Annotated in this window: 4 protein-coding genes; all 4 read left to right on the top strand. The window is 61.3% G+C overall.

What is annotated here, in order from left to right:
• Positions 1-594 (top strand): hypothetical protein (locus tag EOA22_RS29940; RefSeq protein ID WP_127390446.1); only part of this gene is annotated, 594 nt, incomplete at its 5' end.
• Positions 595-632: 38 nt separating this feature from the next.
• Positions 633-1,094 carry a DUF4189 domain-containing protein gene (locus EOA22_RS29945; RefSeq protein ID WP_013529842.1) on the top strand — a complete coding sequence of 154 codons (462 nt, stop codon included), beginning with the start codon at positions 633-635 and terminating at the stop codon, positions 1,092-1,094.
• Entirely contained in the window at positions 1,079-1,624 is a 546-nt protein-coding gene (locus EOA22_RS29950) for an invasion associated locus B family protein (RefSeq protein WP_063168902.1), read from the top strand. Before EOA22_RS29945 ends, EOA22_RS29950 begins: the two co-directional genes overlap by 16 nt.
• A 421-nt stretch (positions 1,625-2,045) precedes the next feature.
• The coding region (locus tag EOA22_RS29955; protein WP_164756013.1) for a TolC family protein at positions 2,046-2,742 on the top strand (697 nt) is incomplete at its 3' end.

Below are 2,742 nucleotides of genomic sequence, written 5' to 3' on the forward strand. Positions count from 1 at the left end.
GAGCCCCCAAGGCGCTGGCCACGCGCGGCCGGATATTCACTGCTGGGATTGGTCGTGGCGGGGCTTGGCTTCGCCGCCGGGAATTACGCCGCGGTCGCCAATCTGGTCGGCGGCGCGACGGCCGCACCTGCAGCAACAGCGGCGGCCCCCGTGCTTCCGGACACGCCCTTCCTCGAGCATGTCAAGCAGGCCGGTGTGCAGGCCTGCTCGACCGTCTATCCAGTGCTCGGACAGATCCTGACGACCGGCACGAAATACAGCGTCAAATCCCTGTGGAACGACCAGGCCGCCGACAAGCACGCCATCCAGGCCTTTGTCGGCATGGACTATGCGTCGGAACGCTATAGCGGACCGGCCGCCGGCATCGTCTTCGCATCGCCCACCGCCACGGGTTGCGAAGGGGCGATGGTGCGGGTGGCGCCATTCGCCAGCCCGTGCGCCGACATCCCATCCATCCTGCCGCAGGGCAGCAAGATCACCGACCATCTCGGGCAGGTCGAGGTCTACGAGCTCGGCGGCAATGCCGGTGAAGCGCTTCTCCTGCCGACGGGCAAAAGCTGTGTGGTGATCTCCCTTGCTTCGGCGGCGAAGTAGGACGCGAAGCGAGTGAGGTCAAGGAAAGGATGCCGACCATGAGATTGCAGGCTTTGGCAGTTTTGGGCTTGACCTTGTTGTGGAGCGGACAAGTCGTCTCAGCCGACCTTGTGGCCCCATCGGAACCGCAACAGGAGGAAAAGGGCATATGGGCGGCCATTGCCTATTCGCAGGCCGATAGCAAATACGGCTTCTTCTGGGGCGCCGACAAGCGGCAGGAAGCGAAGGACATCGCACAGAAATATTGCGAGAACGCAGGCGGAAAGGCCTGCAACGTCGTCACCGTCTTCCGCAACCATCGCCATTGGAATGATGACGACGAGACCGGCTTTCCCTACAAGCACTGCGGTGCGCTTGCCGTGGCAGACAAAGTGGAGAACCGTTTCACGCCCTGGGGCGTGAACTCGGCCGAGACCCGTCGGGAAGCGGAGGATCTCGCTTTGCAGGCCTGCGAGGCGACGGGAGAGAAATGCAAGATCCGCGAATGGGTCTGCACATGAAGCTTGGCCCGAAGGCCGTCTCCGCATGTGGAGCAATTCTATTCTCATTGATGTCGCCGGCGTCTGCCCAGCAACAGGTGGCGGCTGTCCCGGATGGACCCTCATCGCTGCGTGAGGTCTATCAGGACTGGAGCGTGACCTGTTCGGTACGGGAAAAGGCGAGAGTGTGCTCGCTTGCGCAAGACCAGGTCCAGCAGAACGGGCAGAGGCTTCTTGCCATGGAGATCGCGGCACGCCCGGACGGTTCGACGACGGCTACCCTGCTTCTGCCCTTCGGCATCCTCCTTGATCCGGGCGTGACGCTGCAGATCGACGATCAACCGCCGTCCCCGCAGCGCTTCAGGACCTGCCTGCCGACGGGTTGCGTCTCCGTCTTTACGGTTGATCGGCCGACGCTTGGAAAGCTGAGGGGAGGCTCGGTGCTGAAGCTCAATGTCACGACGGACGCCGAGACCCCGCTGAGCTTCCCTGTGTCGCTTCGCGGCCTGACCGCGGCGCTCGACCGCATGGTGGCGTTGAGCGCAAATTAGGGTGCGCGCTGACCAGCTTTTGGCCGCAGTGAGCCACATGAAGCGTACGCCGGCCGCCGCGATGGAGTATTTTTGGACGCGGCATCCAAAGGGGCGTGCCTGAAAAAGGGCTCAACTTCAGGTTGGATCATCGACAGCCGCTATCCGAACCGGCCATGATTCTGGCCATACCGGCCCACTGGCCTGCCGTTTTTTGTGCTTTCCCACTGAATGCGGCGTCTGGATACAACCGCAGCGAGCCGACGTTATGTGCTATTTTTGCTACATCTCGCAGCCTTGTTGCCCAAAAAGGCTATTTAGCGATCTCTAAATCAATAATCGCTCACATATTTCGTGAATCTGTGAATAATCCACCGACGGGCAGGCCTTGGCTTGGTTAGCGCTCTGAAAAGGACGCTGGGGAAACGTTAGGGTGGGATTAATGAATACGACAAACATGTCGACCATAGGCAGGCGCCTTGGTCTTTTGATGGCGGCCACCATGCTGACCTGCGGCAGCGCTCACGCGCTCACGCTCAAGGAGGCGATGGCTGTCGCGGTGGAGTCCAATCCCGAGATTGGACAGGCGATCGAAAATCGCGAAGCCATCGAGTTCGAGTTGCGGCAGGCCAAGGGCCTTTATCTTCCCAGTGTCGATGTCGAGGCATCGGCTGGCGTTCGCCGGCTCGACAATCCGTCCCGGCGCTCTCTTTCCATCGAAGGCGATGCGCTCTATCCGGCTGAAACGGATCTTACCGTTTCGCAGACGCTTTATGACAGCGGCGGAAGGCGGGCCGAATTGAACCGTCAGGCATCGCGCGTCGACGGCGCTTCGTTCCGCGTTCTGGAACGGTCCGAATTCATCGGGTTGTCCGTTGTCCAGGACTATCTGGAATACATGCTGCAGGCCTCGATCGTTGCCGAAGCGAAGAAGAATCTCGGCTTCCACCAGGCAATTCTCGGCGACATCCGGCAAGGCATCTCGGGCGGCGCGCTGAACGAGGCCGACCGTCAACAGGCCGAGGAACGGCTGTTCGCCGCCAAGGCGCGCATGCAGGAGGCGACCGAGGAACTGGAAGCGGCCAAGATCCGCTTCTTCAAAACCGTCGGAAAGCAACTGACCAGCCCTTCGAGGCCTG

It is taken from the genome of Mesorhizobium sp. M7A.F.Ca.US.014.04.1.1, assembly GCF_003998745.1.
Lineage (GTDB): Bacteria > Pseudomonadota > Alphaproteobacteria > Rhizobiales > Rhizobiaceae > Mesorhizobium > Mesorhizobium ciceri.